Raw genomic sequence first — 23800 nt, forward strand, 5'->3', positions numbered from 1 at the left:
GAAAAATATAAAAATTCAGCTGTTGTCAGAATCCATAAGAATTGTGATGAAATGTCCCGGAATTCTCAAATATATGAAACTTTATAATTTTGAAAAATGTGTTATTTAGTTATTTTTATGCTATAAAAATGCTAAAATATGGAGTTCAATATTTACCGTATTTAAATAAAAAGCCGCCTCATAAAAAAGCGGCGGTTGGTATATTCAATTGTTATTTATTTTCTGCCAACAATTTTAGAGAAATCAAATAATCAGAATCAAACTCAATTCTTCTTACTTTGTCTTTCACAAACTCTCTGTTTCCTGTCCAATTTGCATTCAGATCATACAATTTTTTTTTCAGTAAGTTTTTTTAATTTTCCAGGATATATGACGTTATCTTTTTTCTTAATCAAACTAAAAATACCGAAATTTTTATTGATGCTATCGATTATTGAATCAAAGCTTTGCAGAGGTAGTTTATATATTTTTTTATCAACTGAAATCCCTTTAGTTTCATTGCTCTTTCTACAAATTCAGTTTCATCGTTGGACGTAATTTTTTTGATATTATGATTTTTTACAGCGGAATATCCATCCAGAATAAAATCGACAGGATTAGATTTTAGCAAAATCCAATCTTTACTGTAATTAATTAAAATTCCTTTTTCAGACTCTTTATCTTCAAATTCAATGATGATAAGTTTATTGAGTAATTTTTTCATTGATATGATTTTTTTGTTCTATAGATAGTATTAAAGAATGATGATATTCATGCGATTGAAGGACTTTCGAATTAAAAATCGTCCTTCGCTCTCTAAAGTCTTCTGACTTCGGGTTAGTTATTTATTTACACAAAGTTGCAAGATTTGTAGCATCAGGGCTATCCTTTCATCTTTTATTTCAAATAAATTTGTTCAAGAAGTTCAATTGACTCTGTTTCTGTTAATGGATTCTTTTTTTCGATATTATTGGTTAGGTTGAATGAAATCAGCTTGTTATTTCTAACCGCATATAATAAATATGAAGTAAGGTTCTTATGATCATTCTGAGGCTTATCTTTTAGGGTAATTTTCCAGATAATATAATTTTTTTCTTCATTTCGTTTTACTTCAGAAACATCAGCTTTTACTCCATTTGAGGACGCCCAATAATCATATTCCCATTTGTAAAATGCATTCAGCAATTCTTTTTCTGTTAAACCTTCTTTATAAAATTCAAATTTTTCAGGCTTTCTAACTGAAACTGACAAAATTATTTTTTCGGCTTTATTGCTTAGGTAAAATTGGCCGGAATGTTTAAGTTGATCTTTATATTCCCATTTTCCAGGAAACTCAAATAATTCTCCATTGATTTGAAATGGAGTCTTTTTTTGTGCAAAAGAAGAGGCTGAAATTAAAAAAAGAAGTAAGATTGAACAAAGTTTAAAGTGTAATTTCATTTTGAATATAGCGTTTTATGAACAGTTGGTTATTAATTTTTTTTTATTTCTGAATCTCACTATTGTCACACGATACAAGCATGCGGTAGCGAGGTATTAGTGATATTCTTTTATTTTCTGTAAAATAACAGAATCATTCTTATTCGTATTCTTTTCAAGGAGGAGATCTAAAATTTCTCTATATAATGCTCTTTGTTTTTCATTTGGAGCGTTCATAGGGTTGATTTGAACTAATTTTCCATCGGAATATAAAATAATAATATTGGTTGACATTCCATCCATTGCCGGTTTTAGATCTTTATCATTAAGATCTTCTGATTTGAAGGAGTCTGATATCCGTTGAATTCTTTCAATATCATTGTCAGACAGCTTAATTTTGAAGGGCTGCAGTTCTGGTCTTTCATTGATGTATTCCAGATGCTCTTGTTTTTCTTCGATACTCCATTTTTCTCCATTTTCTTTTGAAGGAGGAGGAGGAGGAGGAGGGTTATAGGAAACCGGACTGTAAAAAATTATATATTTATCATTAAAATTTAAGATGGTTTCAGCAGGAAGATGAAACGTGGGATAGTATCCGATTTTGATCAGAACGGGTCTGGGCTTTTCAGTTTTGTTATTGTCATTTTTCTTATTACAGGAAAATAAAAGAGCAATACAAAATAATAGCAGTGTAAAGTTTTTCATCTATAAAAATGCATGAGAGTTTTTTATTGAGTATAATTTCCCGAAACAATATTTTCTTCCATTATTCCAACAATCTCAGAAACAGGAACGGTGAATATTCCTGCATCTCCTTTATCAAATTCTTTCTTCCAAAAAGAATATCCGTCCATTTCAAGAGAGTCTGGTTTTTGTCCGGTTTCATTTTTCAGGCTGGTAACACTTTTATCTAATGCTTCTTCTGATATAGGAATATGAGTGAGACTTTTTGCAAAACCTGTAGAACTAGCAGGGTTTTTCATCTTCAATCCACTGATGGAAATGTGAATCACTTTTCCGGTTTAGGATATTCTTCAATTTTTAGAATTTTTAGAGTTGAATTTTCTTCCGTGGGGCGAGTTTTGTAATGCCATTCCTGGCCGACATGGTATTTTACATCATTGTTTTTACAGCTGGAGGAGAGTAAAAGAACTGCCGCGATTAAGGAAATTTGTTTAATCATAAATCAATTGATTTGACAATGTGTTTATTCAAAATGGTTATTTTCTACTTGCTGTTTGAATTGCAACTTGTATTATAAAAATCTAACAAAGGAAAAGGATCTTCTTTAAGAATTATTTTTTTTAATGATTTCTGCACATTCAATTCCAAATAAATGGATATTTACAACCTGTTCCTGTGCAGGTGCATTTTCATATTTATCTTTTAAAATTGTACTTCATTCTTGAATTTCCATGTTATCTATTTTATAAATTAAAGTTTTTAAATTTTAAATTGCTATTACAGCTTTATTATAGTATTCTTATCTGTTTAAATTAACAAAAAAAAATCGAATACTTTTCTTGTTTTACATCCATATTTTAATTTATTTTGTAACCAATGTATAATGTTTTATAATAGGGTTATGAGTGAGTATCTTACGTTAGCTGAAACAGCAGAATTGTTGGGTAAAAATAAAGAAACTTTAAGAAGATGGGATCGAGAAGGTAAACTTTCTGCAGTACGTGAACCCATAAGTAACTATAGAGTATATAGAAAAGAGGACGTCGAAATATTGTTTGCTGAATTTTTTAAAAATGAAATAAATGAAACATTTTCAAACTTTGTAGAGCCTAATCATGAATATAAAGTGTTAGAACTTTTTGCAGGAGCAGGAGGATTAGCTGTAGGTCTTGAAAAGGCTGGCCTTAAATGTGCTGCCTTAAATGAGATTGATAAGTATGCCTGCCAAACTTTAAGGAAAAACAGACCTCATTGGAATGTCCTGGAAGGAGATATTAAAAATTTTGATTTTACCGAGTATAAAGATCAAATTGATGTTGTAACGGGTGGTTTTCCTTGCCAAGCTTTTAGTTATGCCGGAAAAAGATTAGGTTTTGAAGATGCAAGAGGAACATTGTTTTATGAATTTGCCAGAGTTGTTAAAGAGGTGAATCCTCCTATTTGTATAGGTGAAAATGTTAGAGGTTTATTGAATCATGATGGTGGAAAAACACTTGAAGGGATGAAATCTATTTTAAATGAGATTGGCTATAATGTAGTTCCTATTCAAGTATTAAAAGCCATCAACTTTAAAGTTCCTCAAAAAAGAGAAAGATTAATTTTGGTGGGAATCAGAAAAGATATTGAAATTCAATATGAATATCCAACGCCTTATAAAAAAATATACAATCTTTCAGAAGCCTTAAAAAAAGGAGAGCTATTTGACTGTGATGTGCCAAAATCAAATGGAGCAAAATATCCTGCAAGTAAAGAAGCTGTTTTGGATTTGGTTCCTCCTAAAGGATATTGGAGAGATTTACCAGTAGAAATCCAAAAAGATTTTATGGGCGCCAGTTTTTATTTAGGTGGGGGAAAGACCGGAATGGCTAGACGTATTGGCTGGGATGAACCTTGTTTAACTTTAACATGCAGTCCGGCACAAAAGCAAACCGAAAGATGCCATCCGGATGAAACTCGTCCATTTACAGTAAGAGAGTATGCAAGGATACAAACATTTCCTGATGATTGGCAATTTGAAGGGCCAATGGCTCAGCAATATAAACAAATAGGAAATGCAGTTCCTGTTAACTTAGGATGTGAAGTGGGTTATTCAATAATTCAGTTTTTAAATAAGTATTACCAAGTAAATAGAAATTAACAATTTCTATTTACTTAAAATATTTTTCTTGTATTTCATACGTAAGTTTCTCTATAGTATTTTCAACTATATGACGGCCATCAACTTCTAATGCTACATCACCTATTGCATCAATAAGATCAAAGTAAAAATTCTCTTTTCCTGTAAGTCTATGCCAAAACTCTTTACCAATTATTACAGGATAAGATTGTGAAATTCGTTTATAGTGAGCGCTTAATTCTGATTCTTCTCCATAAACAACGCCAACAATCATATCATTTATTCCGATAGTTAAATTATTAGTTCTAGCTAGATTTCGGACTCCGTTAAAATGATTTAAGACTGTTGTAATATCATCATGATTAATAGTATTGGGGCCTGCTTTTAATTGGCAATATTTTCTTCTTCCATCTAGGGCATCAATAAACTCTATATCAATACCTGAGGTCGTTGAGCCAAGTCCTTGGAATAATTCTCCTATTAGCTTTTGAATCCTCATACCAAATGAAGTATTAATTGAAGAACCCAGAATTCTTGGTAAAACCAATGCTCTTGCTATGCTTTCAGCATTGTCATTTCCTGTTAAAAAATTGGCTAAATATTTAAATAAAAAAGGATTTATATTATATTCAGATAGTTTACTTGCTCTTTTAGAAGCTCCCTCTATATGACTTGTTACAATTTCTCTTCTGAAAAACTCTTTAGCATTTTGTAGAATTTCGAGTCTTTTTTCTTCTGTCATCTTTTTAGATTAATATTTTAAATATAATAATTTTTATATCCATGTATATAATTACAAATAGTTTTTGGCACATCACATTAAATTTATTGATGTCTTTCCTGTACTAAGTTAAAATTTAAATATGGTATTTCCTTATGGGAAACCATACTTCAAAGATCTTAAGAGTAGAAAGGAGCAGAAGAGTTTTGATTAAAAAGATTTTAATCTCGTTCCATGATCCGATACCAATTTTCTTCTAATTTCCAATTGTGTTCAGGTTTTACTTTTATTTGTTCTTCGTATTGTTTTTTAGCCTTGTTATCATTTGTGAATATAAAATAAGTTTGTGGTGATTCGAAAAAGCCACGTGAAATCCAAAATTTGATAGTTTTTGTGCCTTTTGTTTTATTTTGATAAATCCAAATGTCATTTCCGCCATTTGAAATAACTGGGAAGTCAAATGAAAGCTCACAAATACCATTATTCATTTTTGTATTGGGTTTCAATTTTTCGGCCAGGACTTCTTTTACTATTTGATTGCGCTTATTGTAAGAAATACTCCAGTCAATTTTTTCAATAATTGAGCTCGGTATTTTGTTAAAATTGTAAAATGTTAGAACAAATAAAATCAATGTTACTAAAAGATTGATAATTCTGTTTGTTTTTATGCTCTTCCTTTCTTTAATTAATTTTATTATTTGTCTTACTGCTAGAACTAGCAAGACGATACAGACTAAAAGCCAAGAAAATGGTTGAACAAAATATGGAAGATAAAAGTAGTCAGCAAAAACAAAAACTAACCAGATTATTACCAAGATTGCTATTTTTTTTGTCATCAATTTTTATTAAATTTTGTCTATAATGCTAGTTCTCCGCTACCATACAAATCTCTTCGTATGGCTATATTATTATAAATTAGACATTATAATCTAGAAGCTAAAACTACACGATACAATCGGGTGGTAGTGAGGCCATCCATTGATGTGGCACTCTGTTTTATTTTGAGAACTTAGAGTTTTTAATATCCAAAGCTTTCTGCTTCATCCATTGTACAGCAATATCAACAGGAGCCGTATCATTGCTGGAAGAAGTATTGTGCCCCAGTTTAGGAAAGAGAGTATATTCGAAAGGCTTACCTTGAACTTTAAGGGTATCCAATTGTTCTATGCACAACTTTACCGGAATCTGTATGTCTTTTTCACCAAAAAGCCAAAGCCCGGGAATTGAAAGGGTATTCAGACTGGCTTTTGGGTCGGTGGCTGTAAATTGATATTTGTCCGGATCGTTTCTGGTATGCTCTATAGCATCTGCTTCTGTATGATTTTCCCAAAATTGTTTGTTCCCATTCGTGTAAAATTGAAATCGAAGCTGTTCCAAAGTTGTAATGGTAGGGCCGCTAAATAAAACCATAAAATCAATTTGTGGATTTTTGCTTGCAGCAATTGGGATGATCCATCCTGCCTGACTGAAGCCCACTAATCCAATTGATACTTTTTTATCTTTTAAAAGGTTTCGAAATGTTTTTACAGCAGCATTGGCATCCTGAGCCAATAGATTGAGATTAGCAGGGTCAATATTATTTGTGCCAACAGATGGGCCTACGTACACACCACCAGATTCTCCAACTCCGCGTTTGTCGTATGTTAATACAGCAATGCCTTCTTTAGCAAGGCGTTTTGCGAATTCCATTTCTCTTTTTACCGGATCAGATCCGTGAACAATTACAACTGCTGCAAATGGTTTTTCAGGCTTTAAAACTGAGCCCGCAAGAGTGATTCCCTGACTTTCAAACTTTACGTCCTGAGTGGTAAAATCGGCAGATTGTGAAAATGCTATTTGAGGTAAAGCTATTAGTAACAGCCAAATATAAAAGTTAGAAAAAAAGTTAATTCTCATTTTGGATTATTTTTCATGTGTCATAGTTACTCATCAAATATAATAAAAAACCACCCTACAAAAGCAGAACGGTTTATCTATTAAACTTGTCTTAGCGATTCGCTACTAAATCATTCCCGGCATTATTTTATTATCTCAAAGTCTGGAGGCTTTGCGTAGCGGGGTTCTTTCTAACTGCCTCACCTATTTTAACATTGCTAAAATTCAAATTCATTTTTAACATTGTATTTTTTAACAGATGATTGTAAGTTATTATTATCTGAAAATTTTAATCTGCTGTAAAAGGCCTTTTTCATCTTTATAGCTAAAGAGGTAATTTCCTCTTGGTACTTTTGATAAATCTATGTTTTTATTATAATAAGCAAAACCTTTGATGATTTCTTTTCCATCCATTGAGTAGATTGTGTATTCAAATTGATTGCTGTTATTTTTATTACTGATAACAAAGCCATCTCTGGCTATATTGGTATACACCTTTTTCTCCAATGTCCCATTATTATTTGTATTTGTAGCGAGTACACTTTCGCTGATATCTGCCACTTGTATACTTTAATAGCTGAGCTGGTGAGAGACGTTGTACTTCCGCCGATGATGTACAGTTTATTGTTATATACTTCCGCTGTAGCATGCCTTCTGGGAATCATATTGGATGATAGCTGATGGAATTTATTGGTTGTAGTATCAAAATAAGCCAGAAAAGTTTGATTATTATAACCCCCTGCAATAAAAATCTTATTGCCGGATACAGCTAATGAGTGGCCTGATATACCAGCAGGCATTGTATATTGATTGATCCAAAGATCAGTTTTGAGGTCGTAAACATTGATCAGGCGAGATGGGGTACCGTTAAAACCACCAATGACATAAAGCTTGTCATTCACAATTTTGCCCTTAGTTTCTCTGGCTGTGGGCATATCAGGTAACGGATGCCATGTATCTGAGGCAATATCATAATACTGGAATCTATTAGAAAAGACTGTAGTTGCCACTCCATTCAGTCCGCTGCCGCCAAATACATATATTTTGCCGTTATGGGTGGCAGAACCTGCGTTTCCGGTATAGGAACGATTAACAGCGCCCTTTGTTACTTTATTGGTTTCAAGGTCTACAATTTCAAGATGGCTGTTTCCCCAACCGTTAAAAATATAAATTTTATTATTGTAAGTCTCAGAATTAGCAAACTTTTTGGAAAGCAGAGTAGGATTGAGAACACTCCATTTGTTATCCGTAATATTATATTTCTCAATATAATTGGCATTGCCACCCTTGTCCTGATATCCATTGCTCACATAGATATTATCATCCACAATTACACTGGCTGCAGCACCTCTGCCTACAGACATATTGGCGAGATTTTTAAAATCAAGGGTTTGTGCGTGGGTTAGTAGTGAGCCCAAAAATGTAAGGAATAATAATCTTGTTTTCAATGGTAGGAGTTTTAGTGTTTGGTTCTATTTGATTTTCTTTAAGTGATTCAGGTTTATTTTTTAATACCAGACTCTTTAAGATGATAATCGTATTCCAAAGATAGGGAAAATTTGATGAGGTATTTGGGTTCATATCAAGGATATTTTTTTCATCCAGAATACATCCAAGACTGTATTTGCTTTTTTAACTCGTTGTTATTCAGTCTTCTTTATTTAGATGCAGTTGAGTGAAACCGTCTTTAAGTTGATAGTCTTTATGTTTAAATTTTGAGTTCAGTTCACTGCTGTTTCCCTAAACACCGCCAACTCCTGTGATGAGTGGATGAATATTAAAATAAATATCCGTTACCAAATCTTTGTTGATAAAGGCATTAAAAGCACCTGTTCCACCACCAACTGCCATTTCGTGCCAGCCTTTTTCTGACATATATTCAATAGCTTCTTCAGGACTTTTAACTGTCTTGTAGTCTTTTGATGGGTAAGGTTTTTCAGAGAGTATTACGATTTCTATTCCGTTGAAATGATCTTTGACTTGCTGTGGGAAGGTTAAAAAATTTTCAAAGGTTTTAAAGCCTATGACAAGGTTCCCCACTTTTTTTGCGAATGCTAAATAAAACGCCATCGCTTCTGCTGGCAGCTGATGATGTGGATGATCGGATAATAATACTTTACCATTAGCTGAAATGTTGGCAATTACTGTTACTTTCATTTTTAATTTTTTTACCATGTAAAATTATCTGAAAGAAACTTTACCTTTACTATCCGTTACCTTTTGGAAAGTAACTATTGTGTGTATGAGTACTAAAAAGAATGACATCAGTAAAGAACAAATATTGGCCCTTAAAGATGCCATTGAATTGTTGGGTGGCAAATGGAAATTCTGTATTCTGCATAATTTGTATCATCACGAAACCATGCGGTTTAAAGATTTGCAGGAAATAGCTCAAGGAATAAGTCCAAAAGTTTTATCCAAAGTGCTGCAGGAACTGGAAGAGAATTTACTGATCACCCGAACGGTTAATAACACCAAACCTGTTACCGTTTCGTATGCACTTACCACACATGCCGAAGAAACCGAAGATGTGGTTAATGCTTTAATTAATTTGGGTTGAAGCATAGAAAGAAAATAAAGGAGAAGTGATTTTTATATCATTAAGAAGCTGAGTTTATATCAGATCATTTTTTTTTGGTTTTGATGGCTCTATTTTTTCCTATTTTTACAATTAATTTTTAACCAAAAATGGTCAATCTATTTTGGATTATGACACAAAAATAGAAATGAAAATAAAAAAAATATTATTTAGCACATTAACCGCTCTTGTTTTAATGATATCAATATTCCTTTATATGAATAGGGATAAATTTGTCTATGTAGGTTCAGTAGATATTATTGAAGTAGATTGCAGCAAAAAAAATCAAATCTTGAGCGAAGTTTTTGAAAGTGACCAAAGGATTAGAAAATCAAATGAACTCATCAAATACGCTAAAGAAGATCACAGGAATCAGGAATTAGTGATTAGCATTATTGAAAAGTGTGGTATGCCGACATTAAAGGAGGTGGATCAAAAACACATGGATGCAATCTGGTTGGGTCTGCAACATAGTACTAAAGAAATCAGAAAAAAGTATTTTCCACAAATAGAGAAAGCGGTAAAAAATGGAGACTTATCTAAACAGCAATATGCATTGATGAAAGATAGGATGTTAATGGACGAAGGAAAACCCCAAATATATGGTTCACAAATAGAAAATGGTAAATTGTATACATTAGAAAATCCTGAAACTGTAAACGAAAGAAGAAAAGAAATGGGATTGGAACCAATAGAGGATTATTTAAAGTATTTTAATATTCAGTTCAATCCGAATTAACAACACAATATGTAATCACGTAGACGACTTTGCGCAACGGGTAACGGTTATTATTTTAATTGAATTTCAATCTTTTTATCTTCCATAAATAACTTTATCCAATTGGGATTTTCATTATTTCTTGGAATGCATTCAATTAAGCTTTTATTATTTTTATAATTGTCTATAGCTCTTTTCCCAAACTTGATTTTCATTTCATAAATTTCATTGCCACCATATCCAATCCAGGCTTTTGTTATGATTTGCTTGTTATTTTCAATATTATGATAAAGTAAAGATTTTGAGTCTTCCGGTAAATGACTTATACCATCACACCAAAAAGACTTAGCATAATATTTTATCTTTTCATTTTCAATGTTTTTAAAATCCAGAGACCATTCTAAATGACTGCAAAATTCTATATTAAACACTGGTTCATTAAGATTATAATTAAAAGCACCACAATTTGGACATTCAATATATTCTCCATTCAATTTTTCAAACTCACATTCTGCACATTTGCCATTTCTATTGTTTAAATGTTGAATAATAATTTTTGCTTCATTTTGGTCTAAATTGAATTCGTCAATTATTTTTTTTTCAGTAAATACTTTTAAATCATTTTGCATCAAAATATAAATATCAAGTTTTTGTTCTTCAGAAAAGTTGATAGTAATAACTTCATTTTTACATCTTTTGCAATTAATTTTCATTCTTAATTTGTTTTTTTATGACCAGTATCCAAATTTACATATTAAATGAATATTATCGAGTATCTATTTGGACAGTTTTAAATAGAGGATATATGAACAAAAAATACTCTTTTATAGTCACTTTTATATTTTCCCTTTCCTTTCAACAATAAGATACGCTGCATCCAGCATTTTAATCAAGTGAATATAGGGGTTGATCATATTCCTTTCCGGTAGCTTATCATAGATGCCCAGTGAGAAATAGACCATTCCTGAAATAAAATAATCAAATTCCTTAACGCTGTATTCTTTGAAAGCTTTTTTAAAGACCAGCAGTGGATTTTGATATTCTTTCTCTGTAAGTAAGCCAAGAACCAATGGTGAAACACCTTCCAACTGAGTATTGACAAACAATTTCTTTTCCTTCAACATTAAAAAGTAGCCTGCACGGATGAATGACCGTATCGCCTGATGAAAGTGATAAATAACGGAAGGATCTTCTTTTATCCAGCTATTTCTTTTAAGGGCATAGCTCATAATGGTGTTTAAAAGCTCTTTGGTCGCTGTCAGATCATTGAGCTGAAAAAATGTTTCCATCTGCTGTAAGCCACAATGTTTCTTCCGGCCTTTCCCAAGTCGGGATTGAAAGTCTGTTCTGGTTTTTTTCATGAGTGTGTATTTTATGGGTGATGTTTTTTAATAATTTTTTTTAGTGGCTATATACAATTTTACATTACTGTCATTCTGACGAAGGAAGAATATCATAATAGGGCTTAGATTCTTCATTTCACTTCGTTACATTCAGAATGACAGAGTCATAATAATAAGATAACCGCATTAGTGCAAAATTGTATGTAATTACCTTTTTTAAGCCATTAAGAATAGTTAAGATCATAGCTGAAACTATGTATTTAGCGTGCTGCTTCATCCATCTTTGAGGGATCTTAACTTATCTTATTCTCTTCATTTTTCTTAATGGTTTTAATTTTTTGTTTTTTATTTTACGATTTTACTGGCCGTATAGGAGAAGTCCTGAACTTCCTGTCTATATAAGCCGAATGAATAGGATAGAATTTGTGTTTTCTAAAAGCCCGAAAGCCGCAATGGATTGTACACCCCATTGTACCGTATCATGATACTTTATGTGGTAAAGCAGGCTTAGAAAAAATGATTGTAGAAAAGCAGAACAGCATGAAAATAAAAACGGCATGAGACTCTACAATATCCGTCATAGAGGTACTGGTATACCGTGCAACAGATAAGAGAGCCCACGCCTAGGTCGTGAGCTTCATACTTATCATCTTGTTGCTTTAAAAATTACCAGTTTTCTATGACAAGACTCTAAGCAATAGCTTCTATATTTCGTTGAAGTATCGCAAAGCTACATTTATTGTAGCTTATTGTACAAATATAATACAATTTTCGAATTGTAGGCTAATTCAACTACATTTTTTTCTTGTAAACTTTCCAAATTGCTCTGATAATGGTATTGCAATGGATAGAATTGAATTTCGAATCGCTTTTGGTAAAAGAGTTGAAAAATTTAGAAAGAAGATGGGATTAAGCTATCGGGAGTTAGCTCAGAAATGTGATGTAGACCATAGTAATATTAGCAAAATTGAAAAAGGAGAAGTTGATTTAAGAATTTCAACAATTCAGGAACTAGCCAAAGGCTTGGAAGTTCATCCTCAGGAATTGTTTGATTTTAAAATTGATTAAAAATCCTAGATTTGTCCTTAATTATAATATAAAAACAAGCTCCGAAGTCGAAGACTTCGGAGCTTGTTTTTATATTAGCTTGATTTTATTGGTATAAAGTCAGGAGACTTTGCGCAACAGGGATAGTGCTAACTTTTTACTCTATTTGTGACTGAGATAGTAAGCTTGTAATTGATTCAATAACTTCTTTACTATTTAAAATAATTTTAAGATCTTCATTCAATTCCTCATAATTAGCCGCTATATAATGATCATCTTCTAAAACGCTAATAATTTTTAAGGGATATACTTTCATAATTCCATGAATTAATCTTAATAATGTAAAAGTATATCCTAAATTAGGAACGTTAATTCTAAATGTATGGATAAAACATTCAGTTCCAAATTCATCTACTTCTGGATTTAGGATTGGTTTACCAGTGATTGTTTTAACGTTACCAATTAATGCTCCATTTGTCATATCTGATAAAAAAGTGGACTGACTTAATAAAACTTCTTTTGGTGTTGGTTCTGTTTTCTCAATTGAGATTTTATTCCAAAGATTTTCCATTACTATTTTGTTGTAGATTAAGATTAAATTTAATAGGTAAATGATCTGATATTTTTTTATTTATCCTCGTTGTAGAATTTACATTTTTAATAATGATTTGCCATCAATTTCTGTCAAAATTTCTAGATGAGATTCGTGAAAATCATCTAATAAATCTGGACGAATTATAACCTGATCATAAATGTTCCAATGTAAATTAATATATTTATATGTGTCAAAATAATGTGTTCCGCAAGTATTTCCTTTTGAAAATTCACCAAAAAAATTCCACATTGGATTATAAAAATACTTGAAAGGTTTATTCAGAATATCTCGTTGTCCTAAATATGCAATTTCTTTGGAGTTTGTATTATTAAGCCCATTTGCACTAATAAGTCCATTTTCAAATGGATTCATATTAAAATCTCCAAGAACAAACGTTCTTTGATGCTCTACTTCAAATTCTTTTAATTCAACATCTTCGCGAAGACTAGTGCATAACCCACTGTGATCTTCACTATTTCCCCAATTTACTTTTGAGGGAAAATGAACAATTCCCATTAATAAATTTTCAAAATTTTCAATATTTAAGCTATAAATTCCATATCTGCTATGACCATAGATTTCATTTATTTCTATGTTATTTAATGTAGTGAAAATTTTAGCTTTGTTAAAAATTATATTTTGAATTAATCGAAAATCTGTATTATAACTTTGTAAATTTTTAAGTATTAACTCTTCATGTTCCCCATATTCTATAATAACTAACAAATTAATATTATGTATTTCAACTAAATTCCTAACTTCGTCCAACAAACTATTTTTGTTGATGTTCCAAAACAAAACTCTTAAAACATTACTCATAATCCTAGATAGATAATTGCCGTTATATTCTTATTATGCCCAAACCCCAAAATAAACATTTTGATAATATAATTTAAAAGCGAAGCTATACGAAAGGATCCATGCGGTAGCAAGGGTTATTAATTCAATAAGCTTAAAAATCATCTATAAATACATGAGATTTTTTACTGTATAAAGATATTCCGAATCAGCTTTAATTTTGATTATTGGAAAATCTAAAAGCTGTTCTATATTTTTAGCTCCATAGATTTTATAATCAGTATTTATTCTAACTTCATCAAAAATCTTGTCAACATCTATATCAATAATTAGATTTATTCCTTCCTCCAAGCTTGAAACATAGTTAATTTTTGTTTCAGCTCCCATGTTTAAGAAATCAATCAGGGTATTAATACTTTTTGGAATTGTTTCTTTTTCAGTTTTATTTACCGTTTCTTGTAAATCAGTAGGTAACTTGTTGAAATTTAGTTTAATAAAAATTAGATTTTCAGCTGCTGACCGTAAGTAGTTTAGTATTTTTTCTTTCATATGTAATTGTTATTAGTTTTTTGGTATTCAAATCTACACATTGAATTAATAGTATGCAATATAATTTTGCTATTGTTTTTTAATCTTTTCGAAATAAGATTTATTATAATAATTTTCTAGCTAAGTTAAGATTTAAAATACCAATTCCTTATGGAAAACCATAATTCAAAAAAACCGCTCTACAAAAGCAGAACGGTTTATATATTAAATTTGTCTTAGCGACTTGCTACTACATCATTCCGGGCATTCCACTACCCATTGGCATAGCTGGCTCGTCTTTTTTCACTTCAGTGATTAACAACATTCCAGAAACAGAAGCTGCATTTTTAAGGGCAACTCTTTCAACTTGGTTGAACCCCGCATTTTGCCAATACAATGTTAACAGAAGTTTTTTTATGGTTAATGGATTGCAATTAATTTTTTTGTTTTACGATCATAACTTAAAATCATATCTTCAGCATTTTTGTCAAAAAGTATTACTTCTTTTACATTTATAAAGTCTCCACGATATACAGATTTATGGAAACTAAATCCTTGATTTTGAATTTCTTTAATATTTCCAAATTTTGATTTTCGTTGATCAAAGATATCTTTTAATTTATTTTCAGTAATACCAACACTAATTTCTCCATTTTGAGTTGCAAGAGATTTATAATCAGCATCTCTAATAAGAGATTTATAATCAGCATCTCTAATAAAATTATTTGTTTTTTCAATTTCAGGATATAACTCTTCAATTTCTTTCAATTCTGTGGTGGAAAAATTATATTCTTGAGAAGTTCCATTATCTAAATCGATTTTAACTCGTATTTCATTATAATTTGACTTCTCATCTTTTAAATTGTTGTAAAATATATAAGCAATATTTCCAGCTTGCTCTGTTAGATATTTTTGTTCATTATTCAATAAATCACTTTTACTTACTTGCAATTCAAAATAATTTGCTTTTTTTCCATTTGCGATTTTAAATCCTATTGAACGATTTACTTGCCCACCATAAAATTGAAGAACTTTATCAACCGCTTCAACTTCAGTTTTAGAAACTCCAATTTTGTTACAAGAAAAAATAATTAATAAGATTAAAATTTGTAAAATTTGTTTCATTACGTATTATTGGTTTAAAATTTCTGCTAACATCCAAATTTACGCATTGCGTCAATATGCAATATTAAAAAAAATTGGAGAACACGTCAAAGATTTAAGACTTAAATCTGGGCTTACCCAAGATGATGTTGTTCTAAATAGTTCCAAATTACTAAAGGTACAGTAAGCGATATAGAAAATGGAAAGAGAAACTTTGCATTTACTACATTAATTGATTTGGCAAGAGGTTTAAATGTATTGCCTAAAGATTTATTGGATTTCAAAATTGATTAGAACCAAGCTCCGAAGCCTTCAGAGCTTGGTTTTAAAGGGACTATTTTTATTTTACTGTCACAAAGTCAGGAGACTTTGCGCAGCGGGGCATATTTGATGTCGAATAATTTTGTACGAAGTTTATGTATTCGTAAAAAGTTTTTTAATCTTCTCAATCACATTTTGTAAAAAGGTTAATTCATACCCAATATGTTTACAATGCAAAGCTTCTACAAATTCAGGTAAATTGTAATAAATATTTACTTTTAGCGTTACCATTTTTTTGTTTTGAGCATTGAATAAACTTATAAATTCAATTCCATCATCATCAACTCCATTTTTATATCCAAGAATATCCTTTAAGCGTATAGTTTTTTTTATTACTAAGAAGTTACGATAGACTAGATTTTCGCGTTGAATATTAGCAAGTATCAATTCATAATAATTCTTTTTCACTACTAGGAAAATTGTAAATAGAAAGAGTAAAATAAAGTAACTGAACCATAGATAATGACCTTGTGACGCCATATTTTGATATGCTGCTTCGGTAAAAATAAATGGCAAGGAGAATGAAAAAAAAGAAACTATCGTTCTGAAAAAAACAATGAAATAATTTTTTATTTTTAGTATCATTACATTTTTATTGATTTGCTTTTTAAGTAAAATCCAATTATCAAATATATGAAACTTTGCAACTTTTAAAAATACGTTTCTTTGTTATTTTGTCCTGTAAAATACAGAAATCTCTAGATCAATATTCAATGTTATAAAAAACAATATCAAACAAAAAAAACGCACTACAAAAAGCAGAGCGGTTATATATTAAATTGTCTCAAAGACATGTTGCTACATCATTCCTTGCATTCCACCACCCATTGGCATAGCTGGTTCAGGGCTCTTTACTTCAGTGATAAAACATTCAGTTGTTAAAAGCATTCCAGATACAGAAGCTGCGTTTTCAAGGACAACTCTTGTTACTTTAGTTGGGTCAATGATTCCTGCTTCAATCATGTGAATATACTCATCAGTTTCCGAAGTTTTATTACATTGCAGAATATGAATTCCTAGAATCAGTCAAGAATTTTTTTCATAATTTCAATTGCTTCTGCACGTGGCTCTTCAAAATTCTCGAATTTTTTTCTAAAAAAATAGAATAATGCATTATTGTACATTGGAAAACTAATAAAAATATATTCAGATGATTGGTGGAAAAATTCAAAATGTGGTTCCTTCGTTTTAAAAATTACTAAAGAGTTTAGATTTGATGACTTATTTTTTATAGAAATATTCCGTTGAATAAACTTAAGATTACTCAATGCTTTAAAAGGATTCATTTCCCAAAAGTGATTCATCCAAGAAACAGGAAGTATTCCAAAATCGGAGAAAGGTTCATTAGCATATTTTATGTATTTTAACCTATTAGAAAACACTTGAAGTTTATATTCTAAAATCTCAAGCCACCGGATAATATTTTCTAAATCATTATTATCATAATATTTATTTTTTTCAAGATTTTCTAAAATAAATATTATTTTTTTTTCAATTTCCGCTAAAACTGAATTATTGCAATTATTGCATGCTGGGACAACGCTTTTTAAATAAGAAATTGATTGCTGATTTACTTTTATTTCAAATCCAATATTTGTTTTATTTTGAAATAGCCATTTGGGGAGAACATGTTCCTTTGTTAATTTCTTTTGTGTCTTACAAAAGACACAAATCTCTGAACCTACATTTAATGTTGCTGGATGAAACCTATAAAAAACATCTTCAGCAATTTCAGACCCATATTTTCTGAAATTTACTCTAAGAGGAATGAATAAAGAGTTTATTTTTTTTGACATTTTTATAATGAGGGCAATATTATAATAGATTTAGCTAATTTAAAATTTTATCATAAAATTCTATTACGGTAAACCACAAAAAACCGCCCTACAAAAGCAGAACGGTTTATATATTAAATTTGTCTTAGCGACTTGCTATTACATCATTCCTGGCATTCCACCACCCATTGGCATAGCTGGTTCAGCGCTCTTCACTTCAGTGATAACACATTCAGTTGTTAAAAGCATTCCAGATACAGAAGCTGCATTTTCAAGGGCAACTCTTGTTACTTTAGTTGGGTCAATGATACCTGCTTCAAGCATTTGAACATACTCGTCAGTTTTAGCATTGTATTAGAAGGATTTAAACTTCCGATTGTTTATTTGAATAAAGTTGAGATATTTTGTACAGTCAAAACTTTAATCTGTAGTAGAGATTAGTAAGTTGTAACTTTTAATAATCCATCAATTCCACTTTTCCCATATAGACTTACTGCCTGATTTTTGGACGTATAATCTATTTGTTTAATATCTAATTTATCTAATGTTTCAATAAGTTTTCCTTCTTCGTAGCTTGTAATATTCCAATTGATCATTAACATAGGTTTTTTTCCTAGTTCGTCAGTTTCGATTTTTGTTTTCAGAAATGTTGAGACATCATATTTTTTTGAGGAATTATTTTCTATAGAATAGTAGCTAGGTTTTTCAATATTTAAATTATACTCTTGGATTAATGTCCAGAATTTTTCAGACCAATTTTCTGTATCCCAAATTTTAATTTTTGAGTTGAGTATATATTCAATTTCAGATTTATTTTCTTTTTTATTAACTAACAAATTCGTCAATATATTAATATCATACGGATACTGAGATGCCTTTAATTTATCAATTAAAAGTTGGTTAAAGGGTGTTAAGTCCACTTTGGATTCCTGTAGATGAAAAATGAAATTCCCCAAATTAACTCCCTTTTGAGTTTTTAAATTTGAAGAAATAAATATATTGCGTTCACTGTTATTCATTTTGTTTAAACCAAATGAATCACTCGTTTTACAACTTAAAATTATAGTCAGTAGAAAAGCGAATAATAATCTCATCATCTATGTTTTTTATAAATTTACAAATTGTATTTATGTAAATAACAATAAGAATTGAATATATTGGATATTGAAAAGTTCTGCTACTTTCTTAGGCGTTTTTATCTTTCTTCTTTTTTCATTTTAATAGTGTCCAACAGATTTCTAAGACCAATTAAATTGTCTTTATCAATTTTCATTGTTATAGAATCAGTCTTTAAAATCCATTTTCCGTTTTCGTTCACACAAATTCCGTCTAAGAGTCCCCAAGAAGAACCTGGATTTAAGCTATAAGTCATATTAAATTTGTTTGTCTCTTTCCATCTTATCAACGAAAATGTAGTGTCGGCTTTTTTAAATACCCATTCTTCTAATCTTTTGTTTTGGTATCTGTCAATTCCCCTTCCAAACAAGTAAAACATTATAATTGAAGAAACGACTGAGTTTACAAGAAATACCTTTGAATACTCTTTCTTTTTCGCAAAAAACAGAATTCCAGCCACTATAAGATTAAGAATAAAAACGAACGGAACTAAAAATATAATTCCTATTGAAACACTTGGATCTGGATCCATTTGATAAACCCATATCCAAATCAGCGCAAAATCAATAACAGCGAGTCCTAATATTTTATATAGTGTTTTCATTTGTACTTATTTTTTCATGTGTTATAGTTATTCATCAAATATAAAAAAACCGCCCCACAAAAGCAGAACGGTTTATATATTAAATTTGTCTTAGCGACGTGCTATTACATCATTCCTGGCATTCCACCACCCATTGGCATGGCTGGTTCAGCGCTCTTTACTTCAGTGATAACACATTCAGTTGTAAGAAGCATTCCAGGTACAGAAGCAGTGTTTCAAGGCAACTCTTGCTACTTTAGTTGTATATCCTTGTCAAGGTTTTAAACCTTGACAAGGATGCCAATCCGGCTATCTTTGCCCAGAATTTAAGCCTTACAAATAAAAAACTGTTCTACAAAAAGCAGAAGGGTAGTCTATTAATTTACCATTCTGCTACCACATACAATCTGTCTTTCTGTTAACCATTACTTAATGGTTCCAGAATATTCCTTTGCGGTTCTAAACTCCTCCGATGGTGTATAGAACTCCTCCGTTGGGGTTCTCCAACCGGAAATTTGGTATTCCCAACCTCTCAGCAAGACCTGAAGACCTCATAGGAGCATTTCGGAACATCAAAATAGCGTTTCAGAACCTCAACCAATATATCTGGAACCTCAAATGATGAGTTTGGGAGACACTTTTGCCAATACTATGTGATACAGCGTATTTTTTATATATCAATTCTTACATCAGGATTATAATGATATATTCCGTCCGATTTTGCGGTTAATTCACCATTTTTTTTGATTGTAATCATAAAGCCTTCTTTTTTCAATGAAGGTGATGTAGAGATTTTGGATAAGTATAAAATAAATTCATCTTTAGATTCTTTGTAGATGTTTCCGTTTTTATAATCCTGATCCATTACATATCCATATAACATAGCAACAAACATGGCTTCTTCAATGTTATTTATTTCGCCAAGAAAATGATACAGTTCTTTTCCATGGGTAATATATTCTGGCTTATTATTCTTGTTTATGGCATAAAAATAGGAATAGCAACCTCCAGGCAGACAAGGGAAAAATCCATAGGAGTCGCTTTCTGTACGCTTAGGATTTATCTTCCTATTTCCTTTTTGATAGAGTATATTATTGGTTTTAAAATCATAATGTACCAAAGCCCAAATTTTATAATCCGTATTAGGCTTTATCTTTTTTACTAAATCTATAATATCATTGATTTTGGGTATTAAAAGAAATCCGTTTTTTTCATTCTGTTGCGAAAAAACAAAAATACTTGTAAAGAAGAAAAGTAAAATAGACAGTATTTTTTTCATGTGTTATAGTTATTCATCAAATATAAAAAAACCGCCCCACAAAAGCAGAACGGTTTATATATTAAATTTGTCTTAGCGACTTGCTACTACATCATTCCTAGCATTCCACCACCCATTGGCATAGCTGGTTCAGTACTCTTCACTTCAGTGATTACACATTCAGTTGTTAAAGCATTCCAGATACAGAAGCTGCGTTTTCAAGGGTAACTCTTGTTATTTTAGTTGGGTCAATAATTTCTGCTTCAAGCGTTTGAATATACTTTCAGCGTTGTATTCAAAGATTATTAATTACATAATTGATCTTTTTAGTTGCGGTAAACTATTAAGAGTATGATAAGGATTGCTGGTACAATAATTAAAATATGATAAAGAAAATATGAATGTAAATAGTACTCAGATTTATATTTTATTATTTGCCAATAATTCAATTCATGATAACTTGCTTTTTTTGTTTTGAAAATATTATTGTCTATTTGTAAATGATTGTCGTATTTCTCAAGTACTTTTTGATAGGAAATAGATATTTCTTCAGTGAATTGATTTTTTCTTTCCTGAGAAGGATTTTCTTCAAGAGTTTTAAAAATTCTAAGCTTATTGTAAATCTCAGATAATTCAAGACCACAATTATGAAATTCTTTAGATTTCAGCGTATAATCTTTTGAGCTTTCTATTTGCCCGAATACTAGAGCAAGAATTGACAAGCTAGTTATTAAATATGCTAATAAATTGTCGTCAATAATTTTCGAATTTATATTATAGACAGTAATTAAACCAGCAATTGTCAAATAAACAGAAATCATATTTATTGCAAGGTTTGATAATTTCCCAGTTCTTATGAGCCTGGAACTGGCATTAAACCTACAACCTTTAGTAACCCATATTTTGTAATTTAACTCTTCTAGGAACGTTTTATTTAAGTAGTCGCTATATCTTCTCTGTTGTGTATTTGACATAGGTAAAAGTTTTTATAGAATATTTAGATTTGTTGATCTAAATTTAAAATAACGAAATAATACTTCCTTACGGAAAACTGTAAAAAAACCGCTCTACAAAAGCAGAGCGGTTAATATATTAAATTTGTCTTAGCGACTTGCTATTACATCATTCCTGGCATTCCACCACCCATTGGCATAGCTGGTTCAGCGCTCTTCACTTCAGTGATAACACATTCAGTTGTTAAAAGCATTCCAGATACAGAAGCTGCATTTTCAAGGGCAACTCTTGTTACTTTAGTTGGGTCAATGATTCCTGCTTCAAGCATTTGAACATACTCGTCAGTTTTCGCATTGTATCCGAAGTCTCCTGTTCCTTCTGCTACTTTAGCAACGATTACAGAACCTTCACCACCTGCGTTAGCAACGATTTGTCTTAATGGCTCCTCGATCGCTCTCTTAACGATTTTGATACCAGTGTTTTCGTCAGCGTTGATTCCTGAGATGCTGTCTAATGACTTGATTGCTCTTACTAAAGCAACACCACCACCAGCTACGATACCTTCTTCAACAGCTGCTCTTGTAGCGTGAAGGGCATCATCAACTCTGTCTTTTTTCTCTTTCATTTCTACTTCAGAAGCAGCACCTACATAAAGTACAGCAACACCACCAGCTAACTTAGCTAATCTTTCCTGAAGTTTCTCTCTGTCGTAGTCAGAAGTTGTAGTTTCCATCTGAGCTTTGATCTGAGCTACTCTTCCTTTGATTTTCGCTTCGTCACCACCACCGTTTACAACAGTTGTGTTGTCTTTGTCGATCGTTACTTTCTCAGCCGTTCCAAGCATATCTAAAGAGATGTTTTCCATAGTGAAACCTTGCTCTTCAGAGATCACCTGTCCACCTGTAAGGATTGCGATATCTTCTAACATTGCTTTTCTTCTGTCTCCGAATCCTGGAGCTTTTACAGCAGCAATTTTAAGAGAACCTCTTAGTTTGTTGACTACTAAAGTAGCTAAAGCTTCCCCTTCAACTTCTTCAGAGATAATTAATAGAGACTTACCACCTTGTGCAATTGGCTCAAGAACTGGAAGTAATTCTTTCATTGAAGAAATTTTCTTCTCTACTAAAAGGATATATGGGTTTTCTAGTTCAGCTAACATTTTCTCAGGGTTAGTCACGAAGTAAGGTGACTGGTACCCTCTGTCAAACTGCATACCTTCTACAACATCAACTGTTGTATCGATACCTTTAGCTTCTTCTACAGTGATTACACCTTCTTTTCCAACTTTTCCGAAAGCTTCAGCGATTAGAGCACCGATAGTTTCGTCGTTGTTAGCAGAAACAGAAGCTACTTGCTTTACCATTTCTGTAGAATCTCCAACAGTCTGAGACTGTGCTTTAAGGTTTTCAACAACAGCAGTTACTGCTTTGTCGATCCCTCTTTTAAGATCCATTGGGTTAGCACCTGCAGCTACGTTCTTAAGACCTTCTCTTACGATAGCCTGTGCCAATACAGTAGCGGTAGTAGTACCGTCTCCTGCGATATCATTAGTTTTGGACGCAACTTCTTTTACCATTTGCGCTCCCATATTTTCTACTCTGTCTTCAAGTTCGATTTCTTTTGCAACAGAAACACCATCCTTAGTTACGTGTGGAGCACCGAAAGATTTTTCGATAACTACATTTCTACCTTTAGGACCTAAAGTTACTTTTACTGCATTAGCCAATGCATCTACACCTCTCTTTAGAGCGTCTCTTGATTCAATATCGAATTTTATTTCTTTTGCCATTTTATTTAGATATTAGATGTTAGACGTCAGATATTAGACGCCAAGCATTATTTGAAAATTATTTTTATTCAGTTTTAAGTCTGAAATCTGATGTCTGAAATCTGGAGTCTTATCCGATAATTCCTAATAAATCAGCTTCTCTTACAATTAAGTAATCTTTACCTTCTAACTTCAATTCAGCACCTGAATATTTTCCATAAAGAACTTTGTCACCTACCTGAACAGTGGTAGGCTCATCTTTTTTACCAGGGCCTACTGCCACTACAGTACCTTCTTGCGGCTTTTCCTTTGCAGTATCCGGGATAATAATACCTGAAGCTGTTTTAGTTTCTGCTGCGATTGGCTCTACCAGAACTCTGTCTGCCAATGGTTTAAAGTTTACTGACATAATATATTTATTTTTTAATTATTTCTGTGTTGTAATTCTCTAAATGTATGCCATGAGACGGGGATGGCTGAAATGGCAGACTTTTACTTAGGAATGTGAAAATTTGGCAGA

At 31.4% G+C, this 23800-nt stretch carries 31 protein-coding genes and 2 pseudogenes; 5 read left to right on the plus strand and 28 right to left on the minus strand.

Annotated elements, in window-relative coordinates; genetic code table 11:
- Positions 1 to 430: 430 nt before the first annotated feature.
- From QWZ06_RS03050 to QWZ06_RS28105, 5 genes are all read right to left on the minus strand, one after another.
- Positions 431 to 703, minus strand: coding sequence for a hypothetical protein (locus tag QWZ06_RS03050; protein WP_290295650.1), 273 nt, complete (start codon positions 701 to 703; stop codon positions 431 to 433).
- A 173-nt stretch (positions 704 to 876) separates the two neighbouring features.
- The gene (locus QWZ06_RS03055; RefSeq protein ID WP_290295651.1) at positions 877 to 1419 is read right to left on the minus strand and encodes a hypothetical protein; all 543 of its coding nucleotides are present in this window, start codon (positions 1417 to 1419) and stop codon (positions 877 to 879) included.
- Between the two features lie 96 nt (positions 1420 to 1515).
- Complete coding sequence (locus QWZ06_RS03060) at positions 1516 to 2103, minus strand: hypothetical protein (protein ID WP_290295652.1); 588 nt, start codon at positions 2101 to 2103, stop codon at positions 1516 to 1518.
- A gap of 23 nt (positions 2104 to 2126) precedes the next feature.
- Positions 2127 to 2411, minus strand: a complete 285-nt coding sequence (locus QWZ06_RS03065; RefSeq protein WP_290295653.1) for a hypothetical protein — start codon at positions 2409 to 2411, stop codon at positions 2127 to 2129.
- Positions 2412 to 2686: 275 nt separating this feature from the next.
- On the minus strand, positions 2687 to 2791 hold the full coding sequence (locus tag QWZ06_RS28105; RefSeq protein WP_435384135.1) for an HTH-like domain-containing protein: 105 nt from the start codon (positions 2789 to 2791) through the stop codon (positions 2687 to 2689).
- A gap of 192 nt (positions 2792 to 2983) precedes the next feature.
- Here QWZ06_RS28105 and dcm point away from each other — a divergent pair, with 192 nt between their 5' ends.
- Positions 2984 to 4219, plus strand: a complete 1236-nt coding sequence (gene dcm, locus QWZ06_RS03070) for a DNA (cytosine-5-)-methyltransferase (protein WP_290295654.1) — start codon at positions 2984 to 2986, stop codon at positions 4217 to 4219.
- Positions 4220 to 4229: 10 nt separating this feature from the next.
- On the opposite strand, the gene QWZ06_RS03075 is transcribed toward dcm, so the two are convergent.
- The 6 genes from QWZ06_RS03075 to QWZ06_RS03100 all read right to left on the minus strand — a co-directional run bounded on the left by QWZ06_RS03075 (position 4230) and on the right by QWZ06_RS03100 (position 8951).
- Positions 4230 to 4940: a PmeII family type II restriction endonuclease gene (locus QWZ06_RS03075; RefSeq protein WP_290295655.1), complete on the minus strand. Its 711-nt coding sequence runs from the start codon at positions 4938 to 4940 to the stop codon at positions 4230 to 4232.
- A 200-nt stretch (positions 4941 to 5140) separates the two neighbouring features.
- Positions 5141 to 5755 (minus strand): hypothetical protein, encoded by a 615-nt coding sequence (locus tag QWZ06_RS03080; RefSeq protein ID WP_290295656.1) that lies wholly within the window; start codon positions 5753 to 5755, stop codon positions 5141 to 5143.
- Between the two features lie 160 nt (positions 5756 to 5915).
- Complete coding sequence (locus QWZ06_RS03085; RefSeq protein ID WP_290295658.1) at positions 5916 to 6815, minus strand: alpha/beta hydrolase family protein; 900 nt, start codon at positions 6813 to 6815, stop codon at positions 5916 to 5918.
- A 255-nt stretch (positions 6816 to 7070) separates the two neighbouring features.
- Positions 7071 to 7289 (minus strand): T9SS type A sorting domain-containing protein, encoded by a 219-nt coding sequence (locus QWZ06_RS03090; RefSeq protein WP_290295659.1) that lies wholly within the window; start codon positions 7287 to 7289, stop codon positions 7071 to 7073.
- A complete protein-coding gene (locus QWZ06_RS03095) occupies positions 7274 to 8242 on the minus strand; it encodes a Kelch repeat-containing protein (RefSeq protein ID WP_290295660.1) in 969 nt (322 codons plus the stop codon). The genes QWZ06_RS03090 and QWZ06_RS03095 overlap by 16 nt, the downstream gene beginning before the upstream one ends.
- Before the next feature lie 292 nt (positions 8243 to 8534).
- Positions 8535 to 8951, minus strand: coding sequence for a dihydrofolate reductase family protein (locus tag QWZ06_RS03100; RefSeq protein WP_290295661.1), 417 nt, complete (start codon positions 8949 to 8951; stop codon positions 8535 to 8537).
- A gap of 85 nt (positions 8952 to 9036) precedes the next feature.
- Here QWZ06_RS03100 and QWZ06_RS03105 point away from each other — a divergent pair, with 85 nt between their 5' ends.
- The gene (locus QWZ06_RS03105; RefSeq protein ID WP_290295662.1) at positions 9037 to 9354 is read left to right on the plus strand and encodes a winged helix-turn-helix transcriptional regulator; all 318 of its coding nucleotides are present in this window, start codon (positions 9037 to 9039) and stop codon (positions 9352 to 9354) included.
- 142 nt (positions 9355 to 9496) lie between these two features.
- Positions 9497 to 10111 carry a DUF6624 domain-containing protein gene (locus QWZ06_RS03110; RefSeq protein ID WP_290295663.1) on the plus strand — a complete coding sequence of 205 codons (615 nt, stop codon included), beginning with the start codon at positions 9497 to 9499 and terminating at the stop codon, positions 10109 to 10111.
- A 50-nt stretch (positions 10112 to 10161) separates the two neighbouring features.
- On the opposite strand, the gene QWZ06_RS03115 is transcribed toward QWZ06_RS03110, so the two are convergent.
- Together QWZ06_RS03115 and QWZ06_RS03120 are read right to left on the minus strand one after the other, a co-directional pair.
- The gene (locus tag QWZ06_RS03115; RefSeq protein ID WP_290295664.1) at positions 10162 to 10803 is read right to left on the minus strand and encodes a hypothetical protein; all 642 of its coding nucleotides are present in this window, start codon (positions 10801 to 10803) and stop codon (positions 10162 to 10164) included.
- A gap of 123 nt (positions 10804 to 10926) precedes the next feature.
- Entirely contained in the window at positions 10927 to 11451 is a 525-nt protein-coding gene (locus QWZ06_RS03120; RefSeq protein ID WP_290295665.1) for a hypothetical protein, read from the minus strand.
- 825 nt (positions 11452 to 12276) lie between these two features.
- Between QWZ06_RS03120 and QWZ06_RS03125 the strand changes: the two genes are divergently transcribed.
- Positions 12277 to 12501: a helix-turn-helix domain-containing protein gene (locus QWZ06_RS03125; RefSeq protein ID WP_290295666.1), complete on the plus strand. Its 225-nt coding sequence runs from the start codon at positions 12277 to 12279 to the stop codon at positions 12499 to 12501.
- Between the two features lie 136 nt (positions 12502 to 12637).
- On the opposite strand, the gene QWZ06_RS03130 is transcribed toward QWZ06_RS03125, so the two are convergent.
- The 5 genes from QWZ06_RS03130 to QWZ06_RS03150 all read right to left on the minus strand — a co-directional run bounded on the left by QWZ06_RS03130 (position 12638) and on the right by QWZ06_RS03150 (position 15526).
- The gene (locus QWZ06_RS03130) at positions 12638 to 13051 is read right to left on the minus strand and encodes a hypothetical protein (protein WP_290295667.1); all 414 of its coding nucleotides are present in this window, start codon (positions 13049 to 13051) and stop codon (positions 12638 to 12640) included.
- A gap of 78 nt (positions 13052 to 13129) precedes the next feature.
- Positions 13130 to 13894, minus strand: a complete 765-nt coding sequence (locus QWZ06_RS03135) for a hypothetical protein (RefSeq protein ID WP_290295668.1) — start codon at positions 13892 to 13894, stop codon at positions 13130 to 13132.
- Between the two features lie 144 nt (positions 13895 to 14038).
- Complete coding sequence (locus tag QWZ06_RS03140) at positions 14039 to 14422, minus strand: hypothetical protein (RefSeq protein WP_290295669.1); 384 nt, start codon at positions 14420 to 14422, stop codon at positions 14039 to 14041.
- 229 nt (positions 14423 to 14651) lie between these two features.
- Positions 14652 to 14798, minus strand: coding sequence for a hypothetical protein (locus tag QWZ06_RS03145; protein ID WP_290301403.1), 147 nt, complete (start codon positions 14796 to 14798; stop codon positions 14652 to 14654).
- Positions 14799 to 14821: 23 nt separating this feature from the next.
- Positions 14822 to 15526, minus strand: coding sequence for a hypothetical protein (locus QWZ06_RS03150; RefSeq protein WP_290295670.1), 705 nt, complete (start codon positions 15524 to 15526; stop codon positions 14822 to 14824).
- A gap of 171 nt (positions 15527 to 15697) precedes the next feature.
- Between QWZ06_RS03150 and QWZ06_RS03155 the strand changes: the two genes are divergently transcribed.
- Complete coding sequence (locus QWZ06_RS03155) at positions 15698 to 15799, plus strand: hypothetical protein (protein ID WP_290301286.1); 102 nt, start codon at positions 15698 to 15700, stop codon at positions 15797 to 15799.
- Positions 15800 to 15919: 120 nt separating this feature from the next.
- Here QWZ06_RS03155 and QWZ06_RS03160 read toward each other — a convergent pair whose 3' ends face one another.
- The 10 genes and pseudogenes from QWZ06_RS03160 to QWZ06_RS03205 all read right to left on the minus strand — a co-directional run bounded on the left by QWZ06_RS03160 (position 15920) and on the right by QWZ06_RS03205 (position 23689).
- The gene (locus QWZ06_RS03160; RefSeq protein WP_290295671.1) at positions 15920 to 16411 is read right to left on the minus strand and encodes a hypothetical protein; all 492 of its coding nucleotides are present in this window, start codon (positions 16409 to 16411) and stop codon (positions 15920 to 15922) included.
- A 213-nt stretch (positions 16412 to 16624) separates the two neighbouring features.
- Positions 16625 to 16801 (minus strand): annotated as a pseudogene (gene groEL / locus QWZ06_RS03165) (chaperonin GroEL); the annotation flags it as partial.
- A 47-nt stretch (positions 16802 to 16848) separates the two neighbouring features.
- Positions 16849 to 17622: a hypothetical protein gene (locus QWZ06_RS03170; protein ID WP_290295672.1), complete on the minus strand. Its 774-nt coding sequence runs from the start codon at positions 17620 to 17622 to the stop codon at positions 16849 to 16851.
- Positions 17623 to 17760: 138 nt separating this feature from the next.
- Positions 17761 to 17955: pseudogene (groEL, locus tag QWZ06_RS03175) on the minus strand (chaperonin GroEL); the annotation flags it as partial.
- Between the two features lie 83 nt (positions 17956 to 18038).
- Positions 18039 to 18698: a hypothetical protein gene (locus QWZ06_RS03180; protein WP_290295673.1), complete on the minus strand. Its 660-nt coding sequence runs from the start codon at positions 18696 to 18698 to the stop codon at positions 18039 to 18041.
- A 98-nt stretch (positions 18699 to 18796) separates the two neighbouring features.
- Positions 18797 to 19321, minus strand: a complete 525-nt coding sequence (locus QWZ06_RS03185; RefSeq protein WP_290295675.1) for a hypothetical protein — start codon at positions 19319 to 19321, stop codon at positions 18797 to 18799.
- Between the two features lie 649 nt (positions 19322 to 19970).
- Positions 19971 to 20579 carry a hypothetical protein gene (locus QWZ06_RS03190; RefSeq protein WP_290295676.1) on the minus strand — a complete coding sequence of 203 codons (609 nt, stop codon included), beginning with the start codon at positions 20577 to 20579 and terminating at the stop codon, positions 19971 to 19973.
- A gap of 305 nt (positions 20580 to 20884) precedes the next feature.
- Positions 20885 to 21532: an SLATT domain-containing protein gene (locus QWZ06_RS03195; RefSeq protein ID WP_230038161.1), complete on the minus strand. Its 648-nt coding sequence runs from the start codon at positions 21530 to 21532 to the stop codon at positions 20885 to 20887.
- 143 nt (positions 21533 to 21675) lie between these two features.
- Positions 21676 to 23301 carry a chaperonin GroEL gene (groL, locus tag QWZ06_RS03200; RefSeq protein WP_290295677.1) on the minus strand — a complete coding sequence of 542 codons (1626 nt, stop codon included), beginning with the start codon at positions 23299 to 23301 and terminating at the stop codon, positions 21676 to 21678.
- A 109-nt stretch (positions 23302 to 23410) separates the two neighbouring features.
- On the minus strand, positions 23411 to 23689 hold the full coding sequence (locus QWZ06_RS03205; RefSeq protein ID WP_034696138.1) for a co-chaperone GroES: 279 nt from the start codon (positions 23687 to 23689) through the stop codon (positions 23411 to 23413).
- Between the last annotated feature and the right edge of the window lie 111 nt (positions 23690 to 23800).

Origin of the sequence: Chryseobacterium tructae (assembly GCF_030409875.1) — a bacterium.
Classification (GTDB): domain Bacteria; phylum Bacteroidota; class Bacteroidia; order Flavobacteriales; family Weeksellaceae; genus Chryseobacterium; species Chryseobacterium tructae.